General features: G+C 40.3%; 20 protein-coding genes. 17 read left to right on the top strand and 3 right to left on the bottom strand.

What is annotated here, in order from left to right:
- Positions 1–60: 60 nt before the first annotated feature.
- Complete coding sequence (locus Q0779_RS15890) at positions 61–267, top strand: ParD-like family protein (protein ID WP_298773999.1); 207 nt, start codon at positions 61–63, stop codon at positions 265–267.
- The gene (map, locus tag Q0779_RS15885) at positions 260–1,087 is read left to right on the top strand and encodes a type I methionyl aminopeptidase (RefSeq protein WP_298773996.1); all 828 of its coding nucleotides are present in this window, start codon (positions 260–262) and stop codon (positions 1,085–1,087) included. Before Q0779_RS15890 ends, map begins: the two co-directional genes overlap by 8 nt.
- Here the strand turns inward: map and Q0779_RS15880 are convergent.
- Positions 1,050–1,706, bottom strand: coding sequence for a methyltransferase domain-containing protein (locus tag Q0779_RS15880; RefSeq protein ID WP_298773994.1), 657 nt, complete (start codon positions 1,704–1,706; stop codon positions 1,050–1,052). The two genes, map and Q0779_RS15880, sit on opposite strands and share 38 nt — an antisense overlap.
- Before the next feature lie 185 nt (positions 1,707–1,891).
- Between Q0779_RS15880 and Q0779_RS15875 the strand changes: the two genes are divergently transcribed.
- The 3 genes from Q0779_RS15875 to Q0779_RS15865 all read left to right on the top strand — a co-directional run bounded on the left by Q0779_RS15875 (position 1,892) and on the right by Q0779_RS15865 (position 5,983).
- Entirely contained in the window at positions 1,892–3,070 is a 1,179-nt protein-coding gene (locus tag Q0779_RS15875; protein ID WP_298773992.1) for an ABC transporter substrate-binding protein, read from the top strand.
- On the top strand, positions 3,070–5,259 hold the full coding sequence (locus Q0779_RS15870; RefSeq protein ID WP_298773991.1) for a hypothetical protein: 2,190 nt from the start codon (positions 3,070–3,072) through the stop codon (positions 5,257–5,259). Before Q0779_RS15875 ends, Q0779_RS15870 begins: the two co-directional genes overlap by 1 nt.
- A gap of 121 nt (positions 5,260–5,380) precedes the next feature.
- On the top strand, positions 5,381–5,983 hold the full coding sequence (locus Q0779_RS15865; protein WP_298773990.1) for a DedA family protein: 603 nt from the start codon (positions 5,381–5,383) through the stop codon (positions 5,981–5,983).
- A 61-nt stretch (positions 5,984–6,044) separates the two neighbouring features.
- On the opposite strand, the gene Q0779_RS15860 is transcribed toward Q0779_RS15865, so the two are convergent.
- Positions 6,045–6,401, bottom strand: coding sequence for a TraR/DksA C4-type zinc finger protein (locus Q0779_RS15860; protein ID WP_298773989.1), 357 nt, complete (start codon positions 6,399–6,401; stop codon positions 6,045–6,047).
- A gap of 108 nt (positions 6,402–6,509) precedes the next feature.
- A complete protein-coding gene (locus tag Q0779_RS15855) occupies positions 6,510–7,427 on the bottom strand; it encodes a tRNA-dihydrouridine synthase (RefSeq protein ID WP_298774080.1) in 918 nt (305 codons plus the stop codon).
- 304 nt (positions 7,428–7,731) lie between these two features.
- Between Q0779_RS15855 and Q0779_RS15850 the strand changes: the two genes are divergently transcribed.
- The 12 genes from Q0779_RS15850 to Q0779_RS15795 all read left to right on the top strand — a co-directional run bounded on the left by Q0779_RS15850 (position 7,732) and on the right by Q0779_RS15795 (position 21,257).
- A complete protein-coding gene (locus tag Q0779_RS15850) occupies positions 7,732–8,238 on the top strand; it encodes a hypothetical protein (protein ID WP_298773988.1) in 507 nt (168 codons plus the stop codon).
- Positions 8,239–8,316: 78 nt separating this feature from the next.
- The gene (locus Q0779_RS15845; RefSeq protein ID WP_298773986.1) at positions 8,317–9,165 is read left to right on the top strand and encodes a DUF692 domain-containing protein; all 849 of its coding nucleotides are present in this window, start codon (positions 8,317–8,319) and stop codon (positions 9,163–9,165) included.
- Complete coding sequence (locus tag Q0779_RS15840; protein ID WP_298773984.1) at positions 9,165–9,911, top strand: putative DNA-binding domain-containing protein; 747 nt, start codon at positions 9,165–9,167, stop codon at positions 9,909–9,911. Before Q0779_RS15845 ends, Q0779_RS15840 begins: the two co-directional genes overlap by 1 nt.
- A gap of 675 nt (positions 9,912–10,586) precedes the next feature.
- Positions 10,587–10,961 (top strand): YbaN family protein, encoded by a 375-nt coding sequence (locus Q0779_RS15835; protein WP_298773983.1) that lies wholly within the window; start codon positions 10,587–10,589, stop codon positions 10,959–10,961.
- 168 nt (positions 10,962–11,129) lie between these two features.
- On the top strand, positions 11,130–11,675 hold the full coding sequence (gene apt, locus Q0779_RS15830) for an adenine phosphoribosyltransferase (protein ID WP_298773982.1): 546 nt from the start codon (positions 11,130–11,132) through the stop codon (positions 11,673–11,675).
- Between the two features lie 208 nt (positions 11,676–11,883).
- The gene (gene dnaX / locus Q0779_RS15825; protein WP_298773981.1) at positions 11,884–14,715 is read left to right on the top strand and encodes a DNA polymerase III subunit gamma/tau; all 2,832 of its coding nucleotides are present in this window, start codon (positions 11,884–11,886) and stop codon (positions 14,713–14,715) included.
- Positions 14,716–14,806: 91 nt separating this feature from the next.
- On the top strand, positions 14,807–15,136 hold the full coding sequence (locus tag Q0779_RS15820; RefSeq protein WP_298773979.1) for a YbaB/EbfC family nucleoid-associated protein: 330 nt from the start codon (positions 14,807–14,809) through the stop codon (positions 15,134–15,136).
- 6 nt (positions 15,137–15,142) lie between these two features.
- Positions 15,143–15,742 carry a recombination mediator RecR gene (recR, locus tag Q0779_RS15815; protein WP_298773977.1) on the top strand — a complete coding sequence of 200 codons (600 nt, stop codon included), beginning with the start codon at positions 15,143–15,145 and terminating at the stop codon, positions 15,740–15,742.
- Positions 15,743–15,996: 254 nt separating this feature from the next.
- The gene (gene htpG, locus Q0779_RS15810; protein WP_298773975.1) at positions 15,997–17,928 is read left to right on the top strand and encodes a molecular chaperone HtpG; all 1,932 of its coding nucleotides are present in this window, start codon (positions 15,997–15,999) and stop codon (positions 17,926–17,928) included.
- A 141-nt stretch (positions 17,929–18,069) separates the two neighbouring features.
- Positions 18,070–18,915: a tetratricopeptide repeat protein gene (locus Q0779_RS15805; protein ID WP_298773973.1), complete on the top strand. Its 846-nt coding sequence runs from the start codon at positions 18,070–18,072 to the stop codon at positions 18,913–18,915.
- Positions 18,916–19,033: 118 nt separating this feature from the next.
- Positions 19,034–19,678, top strand: a complete 645-nt coding sequence (gene adk / locus Q0779_RS15800) for an adenylate kinase (protein ID WP_298773971.1) — start codon at positions 19,034–19,036, stop codon at positions 19,676–19,678.
- A 274-nt stretch (positions 19,679–19,952) separates the two neighbouring features.
- A complete protein-coding gene (locus Q0779_RS15795) occupies positions 19,953–21,257 on the top strand; it encodes an inosine/guanosine kinase (protein WP_298773968.1) in 1,305 nt (434 codons plus the stop codon).
- Positions 21,258–21,343 lie beyond the last annotated feature (86 nt).

Genomic DNA, 21,343 nt, shown 5'->3' with positions numbered 1-21,343 from the left:
GTTAAAATTATACATTTAGTATATGTTTCATTATAAAACGTATAAACGAAGGCAATTAACGTGGGTATAGTCAAGATTTCAGATGTATTACACGAAGAAATTAGGAAGTCGAGCCAAGTGATGTCTCGTTCGATTAACGCTCAAGCTGAATTTTGGATAAAAATGGGCATGTTGGCTGAACTGAATCCGTCTATGACATTTCAATCACTGATTAAGCTTGAACTTGAAAAGGAACAGGTTGATTTGGGGGAGTTGATCTATGAGTGACATTTGTTTTAAGTCACCTGAGGAAGTGGCTTTGATGCGTCAATCTGGTCAGCTTTTGGCTCAGGTATTTGCCATGCTAGATAATTTTATTCAAGCTGGGATCACGACAATGGCCATTAATGATGAGGTAGAAGACTTTATTATTCATCATTTACAAGCACGTCCAGCCAGTAAAGGTCAGTATGGTTATCAATATGTGTTAAATACGTCAGTCAATGATGTTGTTTGCCATGGCGTGCCTAGTCTTCATTATAAGCTTAAACAGACTGATATTATTAATGTAGATATTACGCTTGAAAAAGAGGGGTTTATTGCCGATTCGAGTAAAATGTATGTGTTAGCGGGGGCAAGTCCTTTGGCGATAAAGCTGGTGGATGTCACTTATGCAGCAATGTGGAAAGGTATTAAAAGTGTGAAACCTGGTGCTACGCTTGGTGATGTGGGTCATGCTATACAAACACATGTAGAGCATTCGGGCTACAGTGTTGTCAGGGATTATTGTGGTCATGGAATTGGGCGAGAAATGCATGAAGCGCCGCAGGTATTACATTTTGGACGTCCAAATAGTGGGGTGAAGTTAAGACCGAATATGACCTTTACTATCGAGCCTATGATTAATCAGGGAAAGGAAAAGGTTAAAATAAAGAAAGATGGTTGGACTGTGGTGACTCGTGATAAAAAGTTATCAGCACAATGGGAACATACGGTTTTGGTGACTGAAACAGGTTTTGAAGTTTTGACTTTAAGAGAAGAAGAAAAAGCTGTCCTTGATGATAATAACATTAATCTTGATGTAGAAAATGCAATATCTTCCCTTTAAAAGCATGTGATAGGGGGTAAGCGCTTTTTGGGAGATAGGGGGTAAAAGAATAATTAAGTTGCTTCATTTTTCTGCTAAAAGCGGCATGGTTTCCTCGACCAGGATCGACAATGACCACTTCACAATGTGGGTTGGCGTGCCGGTGAATGAAAGCGGATAAAAGGTTGATGTGCTCTTTTTCATAAAGCAGATCACTGCCAATAATAAGATCAAAACACCCCAAATTATCTTGTGTATCTTTCCAGTTGGTACGTAAAAAAGGAATATGTCCACTTTGGTTTAATTTTATATTTTCTTGCAAAAATGCTTCAACTTCTGGGTGGTAGTCTGTAGCGGTAATGTTGGCATTGCGCTTTTTTAATAGCATGCTGGATAAAGCCATACCGCAACCAACTTCTAAAATTTTTTTATTTTCAATGCAATAATGCTCCATTTCATGGGCTAAGATTTGAGATGAATCCCAAATGACACCAAATAACGGCCATTGGGCAGAAGAGATCCCGAGTGCTTGTGCTTTTCCATTAGGATCATCAAATTGATTTCTATCCTTTAATGTTCGTAAATGAATATCGATATTATCGAATTCTATGGTTTGGTAACGTAATTGACACGCCGTCATGCTATGTCCTTCACTCATTGTGATGCAAGATAGCAAACGTTAAGGACGTTCTTGCGATTGACTTAAAAATAATAATAGAGTAGTTGGTTTTTTTATTCCAAAATCTTTAACTTTTTGGTTTGTATTTCAATGTTTGAGGACTAGGCTTAATTTAACAGGACGTATTGAGTAAGGCGTGATTTTTTATGGAAAAGCATGTGCGCTGGCTAATATTAGTTTGGGCTTTTTCAAGCCTATCCGTTGCTGAATGTCAGTTGATAATGAATGACAAGCCTCCAATATTGTTAGGAATGTCTACAGCATTGAGCGGTCCTGCGCAATACTTGGGTGAGTCAATGCGCGATGGTGTTCAAGTATACTTTGATAAAGTGAACTGTTTAGGTGGAGTGCATGGCAGAGAAATTAAGCTTATTATTCGAGATGATGGTTATCAACCCAATGCGGCTTTGATGAATGTTAGAAGGCTCATTGAACAAGATGAAGTGTTGGCTATTATGGGAAATGTGGGAACACCCACTGCAAAATTGACCGCACCTTTCATTATTCAACATAAACGCGTGTTTTATGCGCCTTATACTGGAGCAGGGATATTACGTGATCAGCCTGTTGATAAGTATATTTTTAATTTCAGAGCAAGTTACGGACAAGAGCTGCAGGCTATTATCAAACATATTTTTAAAAATGGTATTAAGCCTGGGGAAATAGCCTTTTTATTGCAGGATGATGCATATGGTCAAGCAGGTTTTACAGCAGCTAAGCAAGTGTTAATGGATTATGGTTTTCGATATATCGACGAGTTGCCAGTCACTAAGTATCCAAGAAATACGGTAGAGGTTGATGATGCCATTATGTCTTTATTGGATTTGGTTAACCCCCCGAAAGCGATCATTATTGTTGGCGCTTATGCCGCTTCAGCAAAATTTATTAACCACAGTTATAATTTATTTCCTAGGACGCTTTTTTATAACTTGTCTTTTAGTGGTGCTACTGCGTTATCAAATAAATTAGCTGTTTCTAGCGATCGTGTTTTTATTACTCAAGTGGTGCCTTTTCTTGCTCATCATTCAGTGTTAAAGCAAATGTTTATTGATGATCTTCATGAATACTTACCTCATGGGGTTGCCAATGAAATCAGTTTTGAAGGTTACTTGTCTGCGAATTTGCTCATTGAAGCTTTGTTGCAATTTGAAGGCGTCATTAATGCCGAAGGGATTAAAAATGCACTTGAAGAGCTATCAGTATCACAGATTGACTTCGGTTCATCCCTTTCATTTTCAAGAAACGATCATCAGGCCAGCGATAAAGTGTGGATGCTGCAATATCAGTATAAGAAGGGGTTTATTAAACAAGTTGAGGATGAATAATGAAGCTGAACGCGATATTAGCTTATTGGCGTATGTATGGAATGCATCGGCGGCGCGTAGTGATATCAGTGTTATTCATCACGCTATTGATCTCAGCATTTACTTTGTCTCTTTTTGTTGCAAATTGGCAAGTTAATAGCATTCAAGATGAACAAACTCGTCAATACCTTTTAGCCAATAGCCTTAAAGTGAAGAAAAGTATCGAAAAGCATTTTCATAAAGTTGAGTATGTGAATAAAGAGCTGTCAAAGCAGTTATCCGAGAAAGGTCATACTGAAAAATCGATTACTACTATTATCGAAAATGTAGGCGCGATATATGATGGGTTTAGTGGTATTGGTGTGGCTTATGAGCCTTACAGTATTGATAACAAGTTACGCTTATTCTCGCCGTATATGATCCAAAAAGATCACCATTATGAAATGACTCGAATAGATTTACTGTATGATTACACTGCTAAAACGCTTAATCAATGTGTCAATGGGAATTGGTATGATTGCGCTAAAAAAATGGGACAAGGTTGGTTGCCATTGCAGTATGATGAGCAAAGTTTTCATTGGGTAATGAAACATGTTCTACCTATTATGGAAAAAGGCCAGTCTGTTGGATATTCCTTTGTTAATATCGATGTATCAAGTCTTTACAATGAAATTAATACTGTTGATTTGGGAGATGAAGGTTATGCCATTATCTTTGATCAAAATGATGATCAAATTTACCATTCTCTCTTCCCTCATGCGGTGAAAGAAGAAAGACTAACTTTTACTGATATATTTAAAGAAAAAAGCCCTATAGTCTGTCATGAGCCTTTTCGAGACAAAGGTTGTCATTTTAATGTGATTGCAAATCAACTCACTCACGTACCTTCCTATTTACATGTGTTTAATATTGAGCAGACTCAATGGAAAGTCGCTGTGATAATAGAAAAGAATTTTTTTTCTCATCATGTGTTACAGATCCATCTTTCAACATTGCAAAATTGGGTCAAAGGTAACCCTTATTTGCTGACGTTATTTTCTATTTTAACATTATTAGTTTGGGTCATATTCGTTAATATATTCTTGAATCGTAAATTGCAATTAGGATTATGGGGATCAGCATTTATTATTGCCTTTGGTTTTGTGAGTGCGATTTTGTATATTTGGCTTTCGCAAGAGGAGGTTTTGGAAGCGAGTAATAAGCAATCACAAATGATCACTAGTGATGCGAACTTACGCAGTTTCGTGCGTGATTACAGTAAGAGTAGTTTACAGCAACACAAAGAACCGCCTATTTTTATTCCTACAGGGATCACTGTGCAATCGGCAAAAATAGATGATGATAATAATTTGATCATTTCAGGCTATTTATGGCAGCGTTATTTGCTGTCCAATCATTATGAAATTGGTAAAGGGTTGTCATTTCCTGATTCAATAGAGAGTAAAATACAACAGATATATGATCACAAAGAGGGGGATTATGAAACAATAGGTTGGAGTTTTCGGGTTAAAATATCAGGTCATTTTGTTTATAAAACTTACCCTTTTGATAGACAAACTATTTGGTTGAGGCTTTGGCCTAAAGATTATCGTAAACATGTCATATTGATCCCTGATGCTATGGCTTACGATAATTTAAATACCAGTAGTAAACCGGGGTTAGAAAACAGTTTTTCTATTTCAGGTTGGCAAGTCAAAAGAGCTTTTTTTGATATTCGATTTAATGATTACAACTCTACATTAGGGATCGACAGTAAAGTCAATAAAATGTATGTTCCTGAATTACATTATAATATTCAAATTGGTCGCAATGTTATCGATCCTTTTGTGTCTTATTTGTTCCCAGTCGTTATCGTACTGCTAATGTTGTATGCTGTTTTGCTCACAAATTCAAGAGATGAGAGCCGTATTGGATTAATTGGATTTAATGCGCTTGAAGTGCTGGCATCTTGTTCTGCTTTGTTTTTTGTTGCCTTGTTGGCTCATGTTGAATTACGTTCTCACATTGGTGCTAATGAGCTTATTTATATGGAATATTTCTTTATTATTGCCTATACCATGGTTTTGATTGTGTCTGTTAATTCGATTTTATTCAGTTGGGGAATGAATATTGGCTTTGTTCAATATGCCGATAATGCTTTACCTAAATTATTGTATTGGCCTTTATTAACAGGGTTGCTGTTTATTTTTACTTTAGTGGTATTCTGGTAATTATTTTAAACTTAAAGTGACATGAAACAGGTTATTTTTATAAAAAATTATCCATATAGGACGATTAAAATAAGGATTAGGTTATGATAGACAGTATTATATTCTTATTTTTTGATCTTTTATGTTATCCATAGAACATTTACTTACTGATTTAACCCCTTTATTGCATCAATATGGTTATTTTCTATTGGCGTTAGCTATTGCAGCTGAGGGGATCGGGATCCCAGCTCCAGGCCAATCTCTATTAGTTGTGGCCAGTATTTTGGCATCTTTAGGGGAAATGTCCTTACCACTTATTGTTGTTGTGGCAGGTAGCAGTGCTTTTTTAGGGAATACTTGCGGCTATTGGATTGGAGTTCAATGTGAGCATATCTTGATAAGAAAAAACTGGTTGTCAAAAAAAACCATTGATAAATGCCATTCGTTTATTGAACGTTATGGTGTTTGGGGATTGCTAATGAGCCGATTTATTGAAGGATTAAAACAGCTCATGCCGCTTGCTTGCGGGATCGCAAAAATGCCTTTTAGGGAGTTCTTAATAGGTAATACTTTTGCTGTGATACTCTGGGTTCTGTGTTTTGGTATTGCGCCTGCTTATCTTTATCGTCAACGAGAGGCAATATTTTCTTTTTATCATCACTATGCTGTTGTGAGTTGGTTTGTTGTAACCGGATTGATTTTTGTGGGAATTGTGTTTGTTATTCGTCGTTATCAAAAGCAATAATTGCTTGTCATGTGCGGCCTTCATTGATGGGTATTTGTTGGTTACCGAGTATTCGATATGTTCAACAATGGTTGAGTGTACATTTATGGGTTAGATGGCGGTATTTTTCTTGGCATGAACAGCATCGTTGCCTTAATGGGAATTGTTTAAGCAGTGTATAATCGATTTGTGCTTCGCAATCTGAGCATAGACCATATAAGCCCATCTCTAATTGACACCAAGCCGCATCCAGCTGGATGAGTTGTAAATATAGAGGGTGGTTTTTACCCAGTGTTTCAGCCATTAATTGAATTAATTGACACATTGTATGGGTTTGCAAATTGAGGTGGGCCATATTATGAGGGAGAAAGCGTTGAGCTTGGGTTTTCAGGTCTATTTCGATGTTGGATAACCTATCCACAATATTATTTGTCATCATTGTTTGTTGTCAGTGAGTTCGCATTTTTAATGAGTTTACGGACTTCACACTAATGAAAACATGACAGAGATCAATTCTCAGTCATGTTTTTTATCGTCAGTCTATGATTTATTGCTGGTGGGCGGCTTCTAGGGCAGCCACAATGTCATGGGTGGTTTTATGGACTCTGAGCTGGCGAAAAAGTTGATTCGCTTCTGGGTATTGGCGATTTAGATAGGTAAACCACTGTTTAATCCGACTAGGATAGTAGTCGCTTTTTCTGCCTGCTAGCTCTTTTTGTGTATAGTCTAACATGAGCGCTAAAGTTTGCTTCCATTTATAAGGCTGGTTGTCTGATTTAATGCAAGCGGCGAGGTTAGGCAAAGCAATCGCCCCACGACCGACCATAATATCGTTGCAATGGGTTAGTTGCATACATTTTAATGCATCGCTTCGGTTCCATATTTCGCCGTTAGCAATGACTGGAATGGGTAGCGCTTGTTTAATCTGCGTAATGTATTCCCAATAGGCGGGTGGTTTATAACCATCGACCTTACTTCTGGCATGTACCGCAATCTCTGTTGCTCCCGCTTCGTAAATAGCCTGAGCATTTTCTAAAAAAAGGGTTTTATCTTCAAAGCCCAAACGTATTTTTGCTGTCACAGCATGTGTTTGAGGAACGGCTTGCCTGATTGCTTTGATGATTTGGTAGAGTTGTTCGGGGTATTGCAATAATACGGCTCCGCCTTTGTTTCGGTTGACGATTTTGGCTGGGCAACCAAAATTGACATCAATGCCATGTGAGCCCAGTTCAATCGCCTTTATGGCATTTTCTGCCATCCATTGTGGATGTTGGCCTAATAATTGTACTCTTACAGGGGTGCCTGAGAGGGTCTTTCCTTCGTTGAAGAGTTCTGGGCATAAACGATAAAAGACGCGATTGGGAAGTTTTTGATTAACAACACGAATGAACTCTGTGACCATTAAGTCATAAGGGTTAATAGCTGATAATATTTCACGCATTAAATCATCAACAACCCCTTCCATAGGGGCTAATATTACTCGTGGCGTACTGGTTACTGCATTCACTATTAATCCGCATATACTGAGAAAATCGCGGCATTCTACCTTAACTTCAGTTCAATACCTAAGTCTGTTTGGGCTTTTTTCAAAGCACAAACGATAGGGCTATTGGTTTCAGTCAAAAAGGGAAAGTTGCCTTGCTTTATCAGTAATAAGTGAAATACTAGTAAAAAGGTTGAAATTTTATTGTGACTATTTAGGTCTATTAACCTAAGTCGACATTATTTGACTCTATAGTTACTCAACATTGCGATAAAAGGAAAGGATTATGAAATTAGCAAAAAAAACGGCTGTGACGCTTGCTGTCGGTTCAGTAGTAGTTGGTGGAGCGCTTGTCTCCTCAGCAACGGCAGATACCTTTAGTTTTAATGAAATGCGAGTGGGTTATCAAATTGCTGCCGATGAAGGTGAGGGAAGCATTAAGGCAGAAGCTCAAGATCAAGCCGAAGCGGAAGCACAAGGTGCCCCTATGCCTGCTCCAGATGCTAAAAAAGGAGCGGAAGGTAAATGTGGTGAAGGCAAGTGCGGCGATCATGCGAGTAAGGCTAAGAGCTCTGAAGGCAAGTGTGGTGAAGGCAAATGTGGAGAAAGTAAGAATAAAGCCAGCAGCACAGAAGGCAAGTGTGGTGAAGGAAAATGTGGAGAAAGTAAGAGTAAAGCCAGCAGCACAGAAGGCAAGTGTGGTGAAGGTAAATGCGGAGAAAGTAAGAGCAAAGAAGGGTCTTGCGGCGCTGCGCATAAATCTGGTGAAGGGAAATGTGGCGGCAGTATGTAACTTAACACTTACATTTGCTTCCTGTAACAAGATCAGTTTCGACTGATCTTGTTTGTTTTAAGTTAAGAGGGAATGATTATGCTTACAGAGCCTAAAGTTGGACTGGGTCTTAGGCGGGAAATGCTTAAAGAAATGGAGGATCATGTTCCTGTTGATATCGATTTTTTTGAAGTTGCGCCTGAAAATTGGATGAAATTAGGTGGGCAGTTTCAGAAATCATTTAGAGCGTTAACTGAACAATATGAATTTTATACCCATGGTTTGTCTTTATCTATTGGTGGTCCAGAAAAATTAGATATTGGTTTTATAAAAGAAATAAAGGCCTTTTTGGATTTGCATCAGATCCAAGTTTATTCTGAACACTTAAGCTATTGCTCAGGGCTTGGCCATCTATATGATTTAATGCCGATCCCTTTTACTCAAGAAGCCGTTTTTCATGTGGCCAATCGCGTTAAGCAAGTACAAGATATCATTGAGCGGCCATTGATCCTTGAAAATGTGTCTTTTTATGCTGCCCCTGGCGCGCAAATGACGGAGCTTGAGTTTATCAAAGCTGTATTAGCGGAAACTGATTGTCAGCTGTTGTTGGATGTGAACAATATTTATGTTAATTCCGTTAATCATAATTATGACCCGTTGGCATTTTTAAATGCGATTCCTCAAGAGCGTATTCATTATATGCATATTGCAGGACATTTTCAGCAAACGGCCGATCTGATTATTGATAGTCATGGAGCGGATGTGTGCGATCCAGTGTGGCGATTATTAAGTGAGTGCTATCAGCGCCATGGTGTTTATCCGACGTTACTTGAACGGGATTTTAATATTCCAAAAACGGAAGAGTTACTCATTGAAATAAGGCAAATTAAGCAGCATCAAAAGAGAGAAATGCATTCATCCACATCGACTTTTTCAAGGAGTGCTTAGTGTCTTTTATTTCAATACAAAACACCTTTATGGATTATATTCGTGATCCCGCAAGTCCCTTGCCAGATGGAATGGACTTAGAGCGAATGGATGTGTATCGAGATTTATTTTTTAATAATATCTCGGGTTTTGTCTCCAGTGCTTTTCCCGTTTTAAAGAGTCTTTATTCCTCGTTACAATGGCAGGCTTTAGTTCAAACCTTTTTTAAACAACATGATTGTCAATCGCCTTTTTTTTCTGATATCGCTGAGGAGTTTCTTGTTTTTTTGCAGCATGAATATGTAATGCTTGAACAAGATCCGCCTTTTATGTTGGAGCTTGCACATTATGAATGGCTTGAATTGGTAGTGTCGATAGCTCTTGACAATCCCTTACATGGCTTCATTGAAAAGACGGAGGTTGCTTCAAAACCTTTGTGTTTGTCTTCATCGGCTCAAGTGGCACAGTATGCTTATGACGTTCAACATATTAGCGTGGATCACCAGCCCAAAGAGCCTGCGAAAGTGCCACAGTTATTTTGTGTCTATCGTGATAAAGCCTATGATGTTAACTTCTTGGCACTATCGCCATTAACGGCGCAAGTATTAGGATATTTATCGCAATTTGAAAGCTTAACCTTAGCAGAAATCAATACTTGGTTACTGCAAACCTTTACAGCAATGGAACCTAGTCATTTACAGCAAGGTTGTTTAGATTTGTTAGTAGAATTAAGCGGTAAAGGGATCATTTGTGAGTATAAAGTATAAGTCTCTTTCTATCTGGTTAACTAGCCTTTATAATACGCAAAAAAATTGATCTGGATCAATATTCAGGCAGTATTAATATAGAGGATGTCATGGAAAAGTCTTTTAAAGATCCCTTTAACTTCTTTCATTTTATTGGGTTTATTTTAGTGTTGCTTATTCCAACACTGCCAGCGAGCTTATCTTGGTTAAAAATGAGCGGATTATTGTAAGCATTTCGTGTTTAATCAGCGATCGAGTTACAGCCACTCAATTATACCCGTGATAGTTCAATATGCATGTTTTCAGAGTGCGTAAAAGTGCCTAATTCAAGGCGTATCATTGCCGAAATGCTTATTGCCTTTTAAGATGATACAACGTAGAAGTCGGTGCTTTTACACACTCCCAAAGGGCTGGCCTCTTTATATGTAAAAGCAAGGCCTTTTATATTGTGTTATTAAATATCGGCTTAGAATGACTAGGCACGATATTCAAGTTGACCATCAAGGACGATGGAAATGTCATTTATGCAGGAGCAATTAATGACCTTGTCTAAAAGCCTTTTAATTCCAGCTGAATCCTGCAGTTTGAAGTATCACGGGTATAGAGTGGCTTTTTATTGCCTGTTGTTCAAGATTAATTCCATATTGTCTGTTATTGTTGAATAGGCAGGAAGTGTTTAGGTCATTGGGAGGTAATATGGGCGTGACGCGTGGATTTTTTTTAGTTGCAGGTCTGCTTAGCTTATTTCTCGGCATGATTGGCATTGTTTTACCTTTACTGCCTACTGTTCCCTTTATTCTATTGGCTGCGTATTGTTTCGCTCGTTCCAGTCAACGTTTACACCACTGGCTGATGACGCATCCTTGGTTTTCTGATGCATTATTGAATTGGCAAGAAAATAAGGCTATCCGCAAGGGATTAAAGAGAAAAGCTTACTTAGTGAGTTTGTTAAGTTTTAGTGTGAGTATTTTCTTTGCACCGATTCTATGGGTGAAAATTTTTCTCTTTTTTACGGCGATTTGTTTGTTTTGTTATTTAAAAAGTGTGCCAGAAATAGAAGATGAAACTTAAATGAGACCGATTTATTATTGGCTTTTTTCGCTTGCTTGGTTGCAACGGGCTGCAAAGGGGCTTAAGCTTCCCTCTGATTTTACACTTTAATGACATTTACAGTGGAGTCGGTTGATAATCGGCTCGCTTTTGAATGCATTAACCTTAGTTAAGAAAAGAAATAGATCCATGAATACTGAACGTTTAACGGTTATAAAAAACAGCATTAAAACCATTCCAGACTATCCGAAACCAGGCATTCTTTTTCGAGATGTAACCAGTTTATTGGAAGATCCCGTAGCTTATCAAGCGACAATGGCGCATTTAGTCGAGTTATATCAAGATCAAGGTTTTACGAAAGTGATTGGTACCGAAGCGCGAGGTTTTCTATTTGGTGCTCCTTTGGCTTTAGCATTAGGAATAGGATTTGTGCCCGTACGTAAGCCTGGCAAGTTACCTCGAGAGACTATTTCTGAAAGCTATGAATTAGAATATGGTCAAGATGTCCTTGAAATCCATACTGATGCTATTAATGCTGATGATAAAGTGTTAGTGATTGACGATTTATTGGCAACAGGCGGTACGATTGAAGCGACAGTGAAACTGATCCGCCGCTTAGGCGGTCAAGTTAATCATGCGGCTTTCGTGATTTCTCTTCCTGATTTGGGTGGCGAGAAGCGCCTTGAAGCCATGGGGTTAGAATTGGTTAAGTTGTGTGATTTTGAAGGTGAATAATTAATTAAATTTATTTACTTTATACCCAAGACCACTTTAGTGTCTTGGGTATACATGCTCCCCTTTCATTGATTCTTTCCTCCATTTTTCTGCTCAATCAAACATTGTTCTACCTCTTGAAGTGATAGCAACTCTATGGCTTGCATGTTATTGTGTGGCTCATTAAGAGGAGTCAACTCCTAATCTTGGTTAGATAGTAGGAAGTTTCATGTCATATCAGGTGTTAGCCCGCAAGTGGCGCCCTGCCAAATTTGAGCAAGTCGTTGGTCAGTCTCATGTTTTGCATGCGCTAACGAATGCATTAACTCAGCAAAGGTTGCATCATGCTTATTTGTTTTCAGGTACGCGTGGTGTCGGTAAAACCAGTTTAGCTCGCTTATTTGCCAAGGGCTTGAATTGCGAGCAAGGTGTGAGTGCCCAGCCTTGTGGGCTGTGCGCCAGTTGTGTTGAGATTGCTCAAGGTCGATTTGTGGATTTAATTGAAGTGGATGCCGCTTCAAGAACGAAAGTCGATGATACGCGTGAGTTGTTGGATAATGTGCAATACAGACCGAGTCGTGGTCGATATAAAGTGTATCTTATTGATGAAGTCCATATGTTGTCTCGCAGCAGTTTTAATGCACTATTAAAAACACTGGAAGAGCCGCCTGAACATGTCAAATTTCTACTGGCAACAACCGATCCTCAAAAGTTACCAATCACCGTTTTATCTCGTTGTTTACAGTTTAATTTGAAAAGTATTGCTCATGAAGACATTGTGACGCAATTGACGCATGTTTTGTCACAAGAAACAATCCATTTTGAAGAGCAAGCCTTAACATTGATTGCTAAATCTGCTAATGGCAGTATGCGAGATGCGTTGAGTTTAACGGATCAAGCCATTGCTTTTGGTGCTGGGCAAGTGATGCTCTCACAAGTGCAAACCATGTTAGGCAGTATTGATGAACATCATGTTATTCATTTACTGAAGGCATTGATGAGTGGTGATATCGGTCAGTTAATGCAAGTGGTTCATGAGGTATTATCTTTTGGAGCGGATGCGGATGAAGTATTAAGAAGTTTACTTGAGCTATTGCATCAAATTACATTAACTCAGTTTGCTCCCGCTGCCGCTCAATTATCGCTTAACAGCGAGCAGATTTTAACTTTCTCACATGAACTCAATGCGGAGCAAGTGCAGCTTTACTATCAAATTTTGTTGACTGGACGTAAAGATCTTATTCATGCACCGGATCCTAAGTCAGGGCTAGAGATGGCATTGCTGCGTGCGGTAACATTTGTGCCGGAAACGCCGATCACACGTTGGAAAAATGATAATACACCGTCTGATGACAAAGGGCCGTCTGTTGCCGATAGAGTGAAGCCTGACAGTACTCAGGCAACCTCATCTAATGCATCCAATTTGAGGCATGCGAATGCTTTGAGTGTTCAGCAGGATAGGCCTGAAAGTGATGAAGAGTCGGCCTCTTCAGATCATATGCCCGCAGAGCTGCATGCCGAAATGGCATTAATTATGAGTCAAGCAAATGCTCAAGGGGTGAATGTCGAACCTGTGGCTGTTGAATCTATTGCTGTTGAAGTCATGGGTAATGCAGTGATAGAGCAAGCTCAAGGTGTGAATGTCGAGCCAAGTGCGATTGGATCTATGCTTGATGAAGCCATGAATAATGCAGCGATAGTGCAAGCTCAAGGTGTGAATGTCGAGCCTGTTACTGTTGAATCTATTGCCGATGAAGCCATGAATAATGCGGCGATAGTGCAAGCTCAAGGTGTGAATGTTGAGACTGTTGCTGTTGAATCTATTGCCGATGAAACCGTGAATAATGCGGCGATAGTGCAAGCTCAAGGTGTGAATGTCGAGCCTGTTACTGTTGAATCTATTGCCGATGAAGCCATGAATAATGCGGCGATAGTGCAAGCTCAAGGTGTGAATGTCGAGCCGAGTGCGATTGGGTCTATGCTCGATGATGGGGTGTTCTCGGTGCCAGAGAGCAGTGATGGCACCGGTGAATTAGAAGCCGAAATGACAGGTATCATCCAGGCTCAAGAAGCCATGATGTCTGAAGATACGCCTCAGAAGATACCACCTTTGGCTAGCATTGATGCTGGCCAAAGTCTGAGTGTGGGGGATGAGCCTGTATCAAAGCCTGTGATAGAAGATGATATTTTAGATGCCGTACTGGCTGCAAGGGATTCTTTACTCGCCCCTGTCGATGAAGACAAGGATGGCAATGAAACTGGAAAAAAGCCATCAATAGTCAATCACAGATTGACAAACCCCGTTCAGGAAAGGGTGACTCCATATGATGATCTAGTCGATGTCACAATGGCTAAACAAAACAGTGAAGTGGTTACTCAGCGTCTTGAGGAAGACAGACCGCCGTGGGAATCTGCCCCCGCTGATGCCATTAGTTCACCTGAATTATTACATCAAGAGATAGATCCAGCTGAACAAGCGATACCATCGCAACAAGCTCACAGACAAGAAGGTCTTGATAAACTGGACTCATCGCCTGCTGTTGAGGACGAATTACCAACTTCGACACCGGCGTCAAAGCCGTTACAGATACCTTTGAGCGGCGATCATCGGGATCTATTATGGTATAAATTTATGGCATCATTAGAGGTGGGTGGACGCGTTCGGCAATTGGCGGTCAATTCAGTGTGTCTTCAATTTGGTCAAATGATCCATTTAAAGTTGAAACCGGATCAGAAGCATTTGTGTGCCGACATTGCGATTGACCAGTTAGAAACGGCCATTAGTCAAAGCGTTGATAAAATGGTGCAATTATCGGTGGAGGTTGGTTTAGACCCTAGCCGTGAAACGCCGCTGGAAGTGCGAAAGCGCTTTCACCAAGAGTTGCTTAATGATGCCGCACAAACGCTGGAGCAAGATGAAAATATTCAATGGTTAATGCACAATATGCAAGGGCAAATTCAGCATGACACGTTAGCTTATGCACCACCATTATTAACCGAAAAGAGCAATGACATTGCATTACTTACCATAGAAGGCTTTGATAAATTAATTGTTGCCTAAGAGAATGTCTTATTGCTAATCGGGCTCATTTCAGTAAAATTAATCCACTTTATCCGGTTGCTTGCAACCTTTAATTGAAGAGAAAATACGTATGTTAGGAAAAGGCGGTATGGGCAACTTGATGAAACAAGCCCAAATGATGCAAGATAAAATGGCCAAAGTGCAAGAAGAAATTGCGCAAATGGAAGTAACAGGCGAAGCCGGTGCAGGCCTTGTTAAAGTGACTATGACTGGCTCACATAACGTGCGTAAAGTGGATATTGACCCTAGCTTATTAGAAGATGATAAAGAGATGCTAGAAGATTTAATTGCTGCAGCATGTAATGATGCGGCTCGCCGTGTCGATGAGAATCAAAAAGAAAAAATGGCTGCAGTGACCGGAGGCATGCAGTTGCCGCCGGGAATGAAAATGCCATTTTAATCACTGATGAAATTTAGCCCATTGGTCGATGAGTTGATCCAATCACTGCGTTGCTTACCTGGCATTGGTCCAAAATCTGCTCAGCGTATGGCGTTTCAGTTATTAGAGCGTGATAGAAGCGAGGGAACTTTGTTAGCCAATACCCTTGCCCAAGCGATGTTGGATGTTGGGCATTGTCAATCTTGCCGAACTTTCACTGAAGATGCATTGTGTCCTATTTGTGTGAGTCATAAACGGGGAAATACCAGTGTTATTTGTGTGGTGGAAACACCAGCGGATGTGCTCGCTATTGAGGCGGGAGGCCATTTCAGTGGTCGGTATTTCGTTTTATTAGGACACTTATCGCCACTTGATGGTATTGGGCCTGATGAATTGGGATTAAGTTTGCTTGAAAAGCAGTTAGCTGGCGGGGATATATCAGAGTTAATCTTAGCGACTAACCCAACCGTTGAAGGGGATGCGACAGCGCATTATATTGCCGATATCGCTAAGCATTATCAGGTGTCAGTGAGCCGTATCGCTCATGGTGTGCCTGTTGGTGGTGAGCTAGAATATGTAGACAGTACGACGCTCGCTTTATCCTTTAATGGCCGTTTACCTTTGTAATGGGTTTAACCTTTGTTCATTACACATTCATTAAATAGGCGTAATTGAGTTTTTATATTTAAAAGCGCTTATTTTCCTTGATGAATTTAAATTAAATAACATGAAAAAGTCCAGTAATGTGCTGCATTGACTGGATTTTTTTTGTTCATTTAACTTTCTATTGTATTTTTACCCTTGAAATGTTTTTTTCAAGCCCCATCTTTAAACCATTACTTACTTTATATTCGTTTTAGCGATTAACCAGGGAGCATTTCATGTCTCAACAAGAAACTCATGGCTTTCAAACTGAAGTCAAACAATTACTCCATTTGATGATCCATTCTTTATATTCAAATAAAGAAATTTTCTTGCGTGAATTGGTATCAAATGCCGCCGATGCTGCAGATAAATTACGTTATGAAGCGTTAACTCAAGATGATCTTTATGAAGGTGACGGTGAGTTGCGTGTGCGTATTAGTGCAGACAAAGAAGCGGGTACAGTCACCATCGAAGATAATGGTATTGGGATGACCCGTGATGGTGTGATTGAGCATTTAGGCACCATTGCTAAATCGGGTACGGCTGATTTCTTTAAAAACCTATCAGGTGATGAGTCAAAAGATTCCCAGCTGATTGGTCAGTTTGGTGTGGGTTTCTACTCCTCTTTTATTGTGGCAGATAAAGTGACAGTAAGGACTCGTGCTGCTGGTCATAGCGCCAGTGAAGGGGTGTGTTGGGAATCAACAGGTGAAGGTGATTTCACCGTTGAGAATATTGAAAAAGCAAACCGTGGTACTGAAATCGTATTGCATTTACGCGAAGAAGAAAAAGAATTCGCTGATGATTATCGTTTGCGCTCCATTATCACTAAGTATTCTGATCATATTTCAGTGCCTGTTGAAATGTATAAAGAAGGCACACCTGAGCAAGAAGGTCCAGAAGGGCCAGACGGTGAAGCCGGTGAGAAAATCCCAGCAACAGAAGGTGCTTGGGAGCCGATGAACAAAGCGACAGCGCTTTGGACTCGTAATAAGAGCGATATTTCTGATGAAGAGTATCAAGAGTTTTATAAACATATTTCTCACGACTTTAGCGATCCGTTAAAGTGGAGTCATAACCGTGTTGAAGGTAAACAAGAGTACACTAGCTTATTGTATTTACCTGCAAAAGCGCCATTTGATATGTGGAACCGCGATCGTAAGCATGGACTCAAATTATTTGTTCAACGCGTATTCGTGATGGATGATGCTGAGCAATTTATGCCGAGTTACTTGCGTTTCGTACAAGGGTTAATCGACTCAAATGATTTACCGTTAAACGTATCTCGTGAGATTTTACAAGATAACAAAGTGACAACTGCGCTGCGGACTGCTGTGACCAAGCGTGTATTAGGCATGCTTGAAAAGCTTGCTAAAAATGATGCAGAGAAATACCAAAGCTTCTGGAGTGAATTTGGCCAAGTGCTAAAAGAAGGCCCAGCTGAAGACTTTGCCAATAAAGAGCGTGTTGCAGCTTTATTGCGTTTTGCTTCGACACAAGGCGAAGGAGCGGCTGAAACCGTTTCATTGACAGATTATGTTGGCCGTATGCAAGAAGGTCAGGATAAGATTTATTATATTGTGGCTGACAGCCATGAGGCGGCAGCCAACAGTCCTCACTTAGAATTATTACGTAAGAAAGGCATTGAAGTATTATTAATGTCTGAGCGTATTGATGAGTGGTTGGTGAGCCATTTAACGGAGTTTGACGGTAAGAAGCTGCACTCTGTTACTCGTGGTGATTTAGAGTTAGGTTCATTGGAAGATGACAGTGAAAAAGAAGCCCAAGAGAAGCTTGAGTCTGAATCTGCGCCGTTAATTGAGCGTGTAAAAACCGCATTAGGCGATAAAGTCTCTGATGTGAAAGTGACAACACGCTTAACGGATACGCCAGCTTGTGTGGTTGCCGGTGAAGGTGATATGTCAACGCAAATGATGAAGATGATGCAAGCTGCAGGACAAGCTGTGCCTGAGTCCAAGCCTATTTTTGAGCTGAATCCAGAGCATCCATTGGTTGTTCGTCTTAATGATGAGCAAGCCGAAGATGTCTTTGCTCAATGGTCTGAGTTGTTATTACAGCAAGCATTGTTGTCAGAAAAAGGCAGCCTAGCTGATCCATCTTCATTCATTAAGTTGATGAATGAAATGTTAGTGGCTAACGTTAAGTAGCGATAAAAAAAGAGGCAGATTTTCTGCCTCTTTTTCTATTTATGTATGCCTGCATGATAGTGGGATATAATGGGGGCATAGGGATACAGGTGATATGGCTATGCGTTCAATTGAAAATGATGCAAGTGTGAAAGGAAGAATATGGATACTGTTCTGGAATTGACGAAAGAAAACATACAAGAGATTGTTGATGCCTCAATGGAGCAAGTTGTGGTATTGGCATTTTGGGCTGAGCAAAGTCCTGAAAGTGTCAGTTTTGGACAAGTGTTAACGCAAATTGCGCAGCAGCAAGCAGGGCGCTTTATTTTAGCGCGTGTGAATTGTGATGTTGAAATGGAAATCGCCAATTACTTTCAAATTCAAAATTTACCTACCACATTGATTCTGCATGAGGGCAAGCCAGTTGATGGCTTTGCGGGTGTCAAAGAGGCGGCGGACATTTTACCTTTGCTGGAAAAGCATTTGCCCGCTCAGTGGCAATTACAGTTAAATGAAGCAAAAATATTGCTGGCTAATCAAGATTGGCAAGCAGCCTTATCTTTATTAAAGCAGGCGTTTGATGAAAACCAAAGTGCTGAGGTGGCGCTGGTTTTTTGTGATGCTCAATTGATGGCGGGTGGCCTTGTTGAGGCTGAAAGTTTATTGAATTCTGTGGGGCTTGCCGATCAAGATGGTTATTATCAAAGCTTGAAAGCCAAATTGGCACTGGCGCTTGAAGCGGCCGATACGCCTGAAATTCGTTTATTACAAAGTGAATTTGAAAAGCATCCAGACGATAGCCAAGCGCTGATTAATTTAGCCAAAGCCTTGCATCAAGCGAATCGTAACGAAGAAGCGCTTGAGCTTATTTTCGTTCCCCTTAAAAAAGATGTGGCAGCGGGTGAAGGGGAAATCAAACAGGTTTTTCTTGAAATATTAACGGCCTTAGGTCAGGGCCATGCGTTGGCCAATCAATATCGACGTAAATTGTATACTTTGCTTTATTGATGCGGGTTTTATCGGTATTGATGAATGTGTATATTCAAATAAAGCGCTTCAAAATTGTCGTTAATTATGCGAAGATCGCGCCATAATCACAATGTTGCAATACAGAGGAAGAGTTTAGATGCGTATTATGCTGTTAGGTGCCCCAGGAGCTGGTAAAGGGACTCAAGCCCAATTTATCATGGAAAAGTACGGTATTCCACAGATCTCTACGGGTGATATGTTACGCGCAGCGATAAAGGCGGGGACTCAATTAGGTTTAGAAGCTAAAAAAGTCATGGATGCAGGCCAATTAGTGTCTGATGAATTGATTATTGGCCTCGTTAAGGAGCGTATCGCCCAGGATGATTGCCAAAAAGGTTTTCTATTAGACGGATTTCCTCGCACGATCCCTCAGGCTGATGCGATGGCAGAAAGCGGTATTGCACTCGATCATGTGATTGAAATTGATGTACCGGATGAAGATATTGTTGCGCGTATGGCAGGCCGTCGTGTCCATTCAGGCTCTGGTCGTGTTTATCATATTGTGTTTAATCCACCCAAAGTCGAAGGTATCGATGATGTGACAGGAGAAGCGCTGTCTATTCGTCCTGATGATGAAGAAGCCACGGTTCGTAAACGTTTAGGTATATATCACGAGCAGACTAAGCCCCTTGTTGAGTATTACATGCAAGTCGCTTCAAACAGTGATGTCACTTATAATAAGTTCGATGGCAGCCAATCAGTCGCTCAAGTGAGTGAACAAATTGTGGCAGCATTGAGCTAGCTTTTGACAAGGTGTTTCACCTTATTTTGCTATTTTCTGATCAGGCTCACTTTTTTGTGAGCCTGATTTTTTATATCTGCATGTTAGCTGAGTCATTTTCTTGTTATTATGCTTAAATTGCAGCAAGCTCAATGTCAGTCTTTATACTTGATGAATGACGAGTGATTTTTTGTACAATTAAACGGTAAAATAAGTGTATGGGTCATACACTTATTTGTTTTAAGCCATTTTTATAATGATATTTAGCAAGGAAGCTGGATAAAGAGAGCGCTATATGAAGTTTCCTGGTAAACGTAAGTCTAAGCATTATTTTCCTGTTAATAATCGTGATCCTCTATTGGCTCAGCTTATTCAGCAGCCAAGACCTTTTTCTACTTATATTGCAGGAATTGACCAAACCTTGGTTGATATTGAAGCGAAAGTCGATGATGAGTTATTAAGCCGTTATGAATTACCTAAGGGAAACTCCACACTCATTAATGATGAGATGGCGCATGCATTATATTCGGAGTTAAAACAGCAGGCTTTGATCAGTGATGAATTTGCCGGTGGTACTATTGGCAATACGGTACACAATTATTCCATACTAGCCGATGATCGTTCTGTCTTATTTGGAGTGATGAGTCAAAACATTGAAATTGGTAGCTACGCTTATCGTTATTTGTGCAACACTTCATCGAAAGTTGATTTAAATTTTTTACAACCCGTTGATGGTCCTATAGGGCGTTGCTTTACGTTGATCTCTGAATGTGGGGAGCGGACATTTGCCATTAGTAAAGGCGCAATGGATAAGCTCACGCCTGAGTATATTGATAAGCAAATTGTGCAAGGGAGTTCAGCACTGATTTTGACGGCTTACTTGATGCGGGCGAGTGGTGACGATCAGATCACGCAGGCAGCGATGACAGCGATTGAGTATGCCAAGGCGGCTGATGTGCCGGTTGTATTGACGCTGGGAACCCGATTTTTGATTGAAGAAGATCCAAAATGGTGGCAGAATTTTATCGCTGAGCATGTGACGATTTTAGCCATGAATGAAGATGAAGGGGAAGCGCTAACGGGGTTTAAAGATCCATTATTAGCCAGTGAAGAGGCATTAGATTGGTGTGACATGGTGCTGACGACAGCGGGCCCATTAGGGCTTTATACCGCGGGATATACTGAAGAGTCAGAAAAGCGTGAAACGAGTCATACTTTATTGCCTGGTGCCATTCCTGAATTTAATCGTTATGAGTTTTCAAGACCAAAATTAAAGCAAGCGTGTGAAACGCCAATGAAAGTGTACGCGCATATTTCTCCTTATATGGGCGGACCTGAAAAAATTCGCAATACTAATGGTGCGGGGGACGGTGCATTAGCGGCATTATTACACGACTTATCATCCAATACTTTCCATCGTCAAATTGTCCCCGGCTCTAGTAAGCATACTCGTGATGGTTTATGTTACTCCTCATTTTCTCAAATTTGTAAATATGCAAACCGTGTGGCTTATGAAGTGCTTGCGCAGCACAGCCCGCGCCTGTCTCGTGGTTTACCGGAAAAAGAAGACAGTTTAGAAGAGAGCTATTGGGAACGATAATGAATTGATTGTCTAGTCCTAAAATAGGTTGACGGTTTTTATTAAGCCAGTTGGAACCCCCGACTGGCTTTTTCATGTACTTCGTT

Source organism: uncultured Shewanella sp. (genome assembly GCF_947491715.1).
In the GTDB taxonomy this organism is placed as follows: domain Bacteria; phylum Pseudomonadota; class Gammaproteobacteria; order Enterobacterales; family Shewanellaceae; genus Shewanella.
Note: the sequence above shows the minus strand (reverse complement) of the source record. Positions and strands in the feature narration are given on the sequence as shown.